Origin of the sequence: Aeromicrobium sp. (assembly GCF_014378035.1) — a bacterium.
Lineage (GTDB): Bacteria > Actinomycetota > Actinomycetes > Propionibacteriales > Nocardioidaceae > Aeromicrobium.
On the sequence record NZ_JACMOM010000366.1, the window covers coordinates 1 to 7,453 of the forward strand.

The 7,453-nt window shown below is 64.1% G+C and carries 5 protein-coding genes and 1 pseudogene; 1 reads left to right on the top strand and 5 read right to left on the bottom strand.

The annotated features are described in order from the left end of the window. The first annotated feature begins 134 nt into the window (after window positions 1–134). Window positions 135–1,393, top strand: a pseudogene (locus tag H7290_RS19170) (IS256 family transposase). 2,172 nt (window positions 1,394–3,565) lie between these two features. On the opposite strand, the gene H7290_RS19175 reads toward H7290_RS19170, so the two are convergent. The 5 genes from H7290_RS19175 to H7290_RS19195 all read right to left on the bottom strand — a co-directional run bounded on the left by H7290_RS19175 (window position 3,566) and on the right by H7290_RS19195 (window position 7,234). Continuing rightward, a complete protein-coding gene (locus H7290_RS19175; protein WP_366927654.1) occupies window positions 3,566–4,135 on the bottom strand; it encodes an IS110 family transposase in 570 nt (189 codons plus the stop codon). A 65-nt stretch (window positions 4,136–4,200) separates the two neighbouring features. After that, entirely contained in the window at window positions 4,201–4,842 is a 642-nt protein-coding gene (locus tag H7290_RS19180; RefSeq protein ID WP_290515621.1) for an ATP-binding protein, read from the bottom strand. Beyond that, window positions 4,839–5,162, bottom strand: coding sequence for a transposase (locus H7290_RS19185; RefSeq protein ID WP_290515622.1), 324 nt, complete (start codon window positions 5,160–5,162; stop codon window positions 4,839–4,841). Before H7290_RS19185 ends, H7290_RS19180 begins: the two co-directional genes overlap by 4 nt. Before the next feature lie 321 nt (window positions 5,163–5,483). Beyond that, a complete protein-coding gene (locus tag H7290_RS19190; RefSeq protein ID WP_290515623.1) occupies window positions 5,484–5,924 on the bottom strand; it encodes a hypothetical protein in 441 nt (146 codons plus the stop codon). Then, window positions 5,924–7,234: a S1 family peptidase gene (locus H7290_RS19195; protein ID WP_290515624.1), complete on the bottom strand. Its 1,311-nt coding sequence runs from the start codon at window positions 7,232–7,234 to the stop codon at window positions 5,924–5,926. Before H7290_RS19195 ends, H7290_RS19190 begins: the two co-directional genes overlap by 1 nt. Between the last annotated feature and the right edge of the window lie 219 nt (window positions 7,235–7,453).

Sequence of the window (7,453 nt, forward strand, 5' to 3'; positions counted from 1 at the left end):
GGCTGAGTCCCCCGAAGTGGTGTAGCTCGGGCCCTTGATCGTGACCGGCTTCGTGTCGGTCACCGACGTTGAAGGGCCACCGCGTGAGGCTCTGTGAGAACCGACCAAAGTGCTCACGGAAAAGGACTCACGCGATGGCCCTAGACGATTCTGCCCTGCTCGAGATGATCGAGATGCTCCGCACCGCCGACGGCGGTGAGCTCATGCGCCGGCTGCTCGGCGGGATGCTCCAAGCCATCGTCGACGCCGAGGCCACCGTCCGCATCGGCGCCGACCGGCACGAACGCAGCGACGCCCGCACGACCCAGCGCAATGGCACCCGCGACAAGCTCGTGACGACCGCCGCCGGGGACCTGACGGTGAAGATCCCGAAGGTGCGGACCGGCTCGTTCTTTCCGGCGCTACTAGCCCCGCGGCGGCGGATCGACGTGGCCTTGCACGCGGTGGTGATGCAGGCCTACGTCGAGGGGGTGAGCACCCGCCGGGTCGATGACCTGGTCGTGGCGATGGGCGGGACCGGGATCAGCAAAAGCGAAGTCTCTCGGATCTGCGCGCAGCTCGACAGTGAGGTTGCGCTGTGGCGGACCCGGACCCTGGACCACATTGCGTTCCCCTACGTGTTCCTGGACGCGACGTACTGCAAGGCCCGCCTGGCCGGCCGGGTCGTGTCCCAGGCCGTCGTCATCGCCACCGGCGTCAGCGCCGACGGCAGACGGGAAGTGCTGGGCTGCGCGACCGGTGACAGCGAGACCGAAGCGTTCTGGACGGAGTTCCTGCGCGACCTGCGTGACCGTGGCCTCGGCGGTGTCCAGCTGGTCATCAGCGACGCCCACCGCGGCCTCGTGAACGCCATCGAGACGGTCTTCCAAGGCAGCAGCTGGCAGCGCTGCCGGGTCCACTTCATGCGCAACGTGCTGGCCAAGGTCAGCAAAGGCCACGACGAGATGGCCGCCGCGACGATCCGCACGATCTTCGCCCAACCCGGCCAGGCCGAGGTCCGCGCGCAGGTCGACCTCGTCGCCGACATGCTCCGCGGCCGCTTCCCTGCGGTCACCGACATGCTGCTCGACGCCAAGGTCGACCTCACGGCGTTCGCGGACTTCCCGCACGCCCACTGGCGCAAGATCTGGAGCACCAACCCGCTATCGAGCGGCTCAACCGCGAGGTCAAGCGCCGCACCGACGTCGTCGGGATCTTCCCCAACCCCGCCGCCCTGCTCCGACTCTCCAGCTGCGTCCTGATCGAGGCCCACGACGAATGGCAAGACAGCGACCGCCGCTACCTGTCCGAGGAGTCCATGGCGCTACTCAACCCGCCCGCCCCGACCGTCCTGGAGCCCAAGACCACCGTCCCCGACACGGCCCCGCGCAAGGAGGTCACCGCTACGGCATAATTGCTCTCACTCGCAAAGCAACACGCGACGAGCTACACCACCCCAAGGGACGCGACCTGAATTGATCGACCGGGCCGAGGAAGGCGGTGTGTCGCTGACCGGTGAGGGCGGCTTCCTCCCAGAGATGATCAAGGCGGTGCTCGAGCGGGGGCCTGAGAGCCTGTCAAGTTTTCTGTGTAAGTTCCGGTAGTTGATCTTGCCTGGGTGGTGAGGATGTCGTCGAGCAGGACGATTTCGTCGCAGGGCGGGCACCACGGCAACATCGGCGTCAGCGGCCTCGCAAGCCCTCAGCACCGCCTGACCGGCCGGGCCGACAGGCCCTCAGCACCGCAGTCAGGCGCGCCAGAACACCCCACCGGCGCGAACCAGACGTTTCCAGCGGGAACGTCGCCAACTGCAGCCGAGAACATCAGCGGCTGACAGCCACGCACCCACGATCAGCCGAATGGACCTATCGGAGCCACGCTCCTAGCCGTCCTGAGATCTAAACCATGCATCCAACAACGTTGCCGGAGGGGGTTTGAGATACAGATATCATTCATCTCATGCATAAACCTCCGTCGCCAGCAGTCGTCAGTCCGCTCTAGAACTCATCTCTGGGTCTCGGGGACTGGAGTATTTATCGAGTACTGCCAGGAACGACTCCAAACTTGTGTCCCATCCGAGCCAAGTCGCGCGGTCTCCTACGACACGCGCCACGTTGTCGGAACTCTCGACGACGAGTCTGCGTTTAGTATTTTTCCCAGCGGCCGTCTTCCGCTGACTTTCGAATTGCGCGAATATCGCTACTCGATCTCCCTTACTAAACGAGGGCGCTCCGTCATCCTCGACGCGGACGTCGCCGATCTGACCGCCTGGAGTCACAAGCTCAATGATACTACCTTCAAAAAGTTTGCTTTTCGCGCCACGAGTGTCTGTTATCTCAAATTGGTAGCTGGTAAAGATGGACTCCGGATCGCCTTTATCCGACAGCATGGAGCTTCCCCCGTCAGTAATACGACCAACCACGACTCCGTATTGGCCATCACGGGACAATACGGTCATCAATTTTTGCTGGGGAGTCGAATTCTCCTCGCCCGCGAAAGGCACCTTCGAATCATCGCTTTGCCCAATCACACGCTCCGGAGATGATGGCCCCTGCGATAATCCGCATGCGCTTACGCTACCCGTCAATACACACGCCATTAACGCGGCAGCGTAGCGTGGAGTGCTCTTTTGCCTTACAGCCATCTGGACACCTCGCTCGGTATTAGTTAGAGACAGTTATCGACTGGGGCGACCCTCGGCCACCTGCTGGACTGCCCGCCATAGGCGAAGAAGACCCCCTCAACGTCATGTGCCCCCTCAAGCGTGCGCGTACCGCGGTAAGCGCACGCACCAAGATTATGTTCGAAATTCATATCCTGTTGCGGATGACGCAGTGCCAGAGCATGACCCAGCTCGTGCGTTGCAATGCTCTGCCAGTCCATGGTCCCCGTTGGCACAACGTAGAATCGAGTTGAGTTGACTGACCAATTGGCCGCGCTATTGTTCGTCATCTCAATTGTTGCGCCAGTGAGACGGCAAAAACTTGAACAGTCCGTAGTGTAGCGAGTTGTTCCGAGCCGAACGCCGCCGGCCGTTGTACCCAGATCCGTGACGCCCATATATACCTGCTGAGGACCTGAAACATAGCCGGCATACCCGAAGACCGGGATCCCTTGGTCGGGGTCAACCTTGCCGTTCCAATTCCCGCTTGCAGCATCGGCAGCAGAGGCCCAGCCGTAACTCGTCAAGAGCGTCGACTTCGTGAAGTTTATACTACACGGCCGTCCCGAATAATTGTATCCATTTACGCCGCGGATAGAACCACAAATTTCGCCGAACCTGTTGCGCTCAAACGCAGATCCGGCCGCGAAGTGGGCTGAGGCTCCACCGACCGGAATAAGACTGGCCGAAACAGCCACTCCTGCCGCGATCAACGAAAACCTTCTTCGCCAATAATTTGCCACTTTCCGACCTCCTGAAGACGTCTAAGCTGAGGTGGAGGCTATACGTCGTGGGATGCTCTGACCATGTCAATCATGTGACGAAATGTTGTTCGCCAGCGTGATGGGACCAACGTCTCGCCAAAGTGATGGGACCGCTTTGGGGGTCTTTTGAAGCGATGATGGGCTTGGGGCCGGTCGAGGGTCAAGCCCTACGGGCGAATCCCATGAGGTGGTGTAGCTCGGGCCATCGATCGTGACCTGGTTCGTGTCGGTCACGGACGTTGAGGGGCCACCGTGTGAGTAGCCCTGTGTCAAGCTGCTTGTTGATCACGTTTCGGTCGGCGAGTAGGCGCTGGAGGGCGTGGTGCCGGGCAGGCTCGTAAGCGGTCTTGTCCTGCCAGCAGTGCCAGATGACGTAGAGCCAAGCGGGGGCGAGGATCCGGACGGAGTGCGCGTGGTCGTGTCCGCGGTTGCATGCTTGTTGATAGATATCTTCAGCCCAAGGATTGGCGCGTCGGCTGTCACCGGTGAAGTCGCAGACGGCGTCGCGCAGCTGCTGGTTGCAGGCCCAGCGGGAGCCGACTTGGCGGCCTTTTCCGCTGGCTCGGGTACTGGGCGCGACTCCGGCCAGGCACGCCAGCGACTCGGGTGTGGGCAAGCGCGCCCGGCTGTCACCGATCTCAGCAAGCAGGCGTGCAGCCCGGACGCTCCCGGCGCGGGGCAGGCTGGTGAAGGTCTGCTGGTCTGGGTGCGCGGCAAGCTGCTCGCTGATTGTCGGCGTACGACCTCACGTGTCGGTTCGGGTACGACCTCACGTGTTGGTCTTCGGCCTCGGGATCATGGCATGGGGTCACCGCCTGGGACCAGTGCGAGGCGGTCTTTGAGGCGGTAGCTGGGGCCGTTGATGGCCGGCACGTCGCAGTGGTGCAGGAACCGGTCGAGGATGGCGGTGGCCAGGACGTCGTCGCCGAGGACTTGTCCCCATTCAGCGAAGCTCTTGTTACTGGTGATGATCATGCTGCCGCGTTCGTGGCGGCTTGGGACGAGCTGGAACACCATGTTCGCTTCGGCCCGGTCCAGCGGGAGGTAGCCGACCTCGTCGACGACGGGTACGGCTGGTCGTAGGTAGCTGGTGAGCTGGCGGTTGAAGCGGCCGGTCGCTCCCGCGTGCCGGCATGTGTCGAGATCTCGCGATGAGCGATGAGCGGTCACGCCGACGTGACTGAGGTCCCGAGGGCAGCCGAGCCGCACACCGTGGCCAAGGAACGCCTGTACGCGCAGACCTTCGGCAAATGGATGCCGATCGTCGTGCGTGGATTCGACGGTGACGTCACCTACGCCGAGGGCTTTGCTGGCCCGGGGGTCTATAAGGGCGGGGAGCCTGGCTCCCCAGTGATCGCCATGCGCGCTCTGCTGCAGCAGGAGAACCTGCGCGAGGTAGCGATGCGCCGCCCCGTCCGCTTCCTGCTGGTCGATCAAGACGAGCGGTGCACGTCCCTTCTTCGCGAGCGTCTAACCATCGCCGCGAACAACGTGCCCCCCGACCAGCTCAGACCGTAGCGGGTCAGGTCCCGCAACCGGCGGATTGGTGGTGGCGGCACGAAACTGGGCCGGATCATCTGCCGCTCCGCGACCTTGCACAACCAGACCGCGTCCAGCCGGTCGGTCTTGGGCCAGCCCGCCAGGTGTTTGACGTTTTTGGCGTTGACCAGCCACACATCCAGCCCGTGCGCCTCCAGCACGTAGAACGGCGGTTTCCAGTAGTCACTGGTCGCCTCCACTCGCTCCTGCTGCTCCACCAGCTTCTCCTCGCAAGGGACTGCTACGGGTCAGTTGACAACGGGTAGGTGGTTGGTCATGCGGCAACGGCTGCGGCCTGGTTGATGAAGGCCCGACAACGAGCCGACGCAGCGCGGCGTCCGCAGGCAGCCGCCGAGCACCGGCACCTCGCCGTACTGACGCTGCCCGCCCGCGCAGGTCGTCTACGGTTCAGGGCGGCCAGGTCCACCGGACGCATAACCGTCTCGCGGCTCCACGGTCGAAACGCCCGGGCACCGCGCATCCATAGGCGGGACCTTCGCCGGAGTTGTGCCGTCCGCACCGGGGATATGCCCCGAGGCTCACCCGATAGAGGCGGCGTCCACGACACCGTCATACGACACCGACACCTTCACATGATTGCTGATATTGGTTAGGTCGTAGCCCATGCATTCGCCCGCACGCCTGACCATCTCAAGGACGGCGCCATCTCGAGCAGCCAGCCGCTCCGCCTCTTCGAGCGTCAGTCCGACCCAATCCGACGCCTTGAGCTGGGGGTCCGCGCCGAGACCGAGCTCGTCGGTGAACGTCTCCCGGACGTCCACACCGCAGAAGGACTGGCCGGCAGGCGCACGGGCGGCAGGCTTGCCGACGGGCACCGAAGCACCGGACCCCGCCGGCACGGGGTCGCCCACCGAGACCACACCACCGCACCCTGACACCGCGAGGCAGGTCGACACCGCTCCTGCGACGGCGAGGGTTCGACGCGTGCGGGCAACTGCCCCGGCCCGGCGAACGCCCATCAGTACGCCGTCCTTACCTGCACACCGAGACGGCTCTCGGCCGCGAGTATCCCCTGGTAGTAGGTTATGCAACGTCCTTGCTGGTCGGTGTCCCCGCCCTGGACCAGCCCGTAGGCCGTGTTGGACGCGAACACCGGCCCGCCGCTGTCTCCGCGTGCCCCGCACGCATAGAGGGCACCGAGCCCCCCGACACCCGTCGAGCTCGTAGCGTTCAAGTAGGCGACCGTTCCGCAGCGAGTCTGCGAAACCGCCCCGGTGAAGCAGAGCGTCATGCCGGGCGCCGAACCGCTTCGGGCGGTGATCGGGTAGGCCTCGCCGAACTGCGTCTGAGCGTTGCCGTAATTGATTAGGGTGTTGCGCGGGTCGTAGCCCGCAGGGTTGTCGAGCCCGATCAGGCCGGCATCGCCACTCGCGTCATTGTACCGGCTGAATGTGCTGCCATTCCCTACGGCGTGCACGTAACCGTCGCTGGAGAATCTCGTATACCACTTCGCACCGTCGACCGGAGTCAGACAATGACCTGACGTCATGACGAACGACGTCCCGTCCGAGCGGATGGCGTTGAAGCCGGCGGTGCACTGGCTGTTCAACCCGTTCTGCACGGCCTGGATCAAGATGCCCGCCCTAAGGGGCGGGTCGCAGTAGGGGAAGGTGCAAGCAAAGTCGCCCCTGCGCACCGCCTTCCCACCCCGCTCGAGCTTGATGTAGGCGCTGTAGCGCCTGACGGCCGCGTCGACCTCCGGCTTCAACGGCTCGTTGCCGTCGACCTTCACTAACAGCTCGCCCGACAGGAGGTCGACCCCGGCGAGCAGAACCTCCGGGTGCCTCGACAACTGCTTCGTCAGCTGCGACTGGACTCCGTCCAAGACGCGGCGGCTGTTCGGGACCTGGACGAAGGTCGACTTGATCCCGAGCCGGCGGGACTCCTGCCCGATCCGCGCGTCGTTGCGGACCGCATGCACGGAGACGCTGGCCCCGTTCGCCTGATCGATCGATACACCTGCGTAAGTCTCGGCAAGCGCCGGCGCCAGCGACTCGTCGAGGAGAGCGACGCGCTTCTGCAGCTCGAGACGCCTCCGGGCCTCGACCTCGTCGACGCCGTACTCGTCCATGAGGAAAGAGACTTCCGGCTCGACCGCGGACGCCGGCACCGGTTCGTACGATGACCGCACCGGCGGCATCGCCGCCTCGAGGGCGTCGCCTTCACTCACTTCCCCAGTCGACGCGGCCTGAGAAGACCCTCCGGCAACGATCGTCGTGAGCGCCACGGCCATGACGACGGCACCCAGACGGAGATGAAATAGTCGCATTCGTTGAATGTAGGCCCCCGCCGCCCTGGGCGCAGCAGTATGTCGGATGTGCATCCGGGCAACCTGCGGACGTGGATCGGCTGAGTCCCCCGAAGTGGTGTAGCTCGGGCCCTTGATCGTGACCGGCTTCGTGTCGGTCACCGACGTTGAAGGGCCACCGCGTGAGGCTCTGTGAGAACCGACCAAAGTGCTCACGGAAAAGGACTCACGCGATGGCCC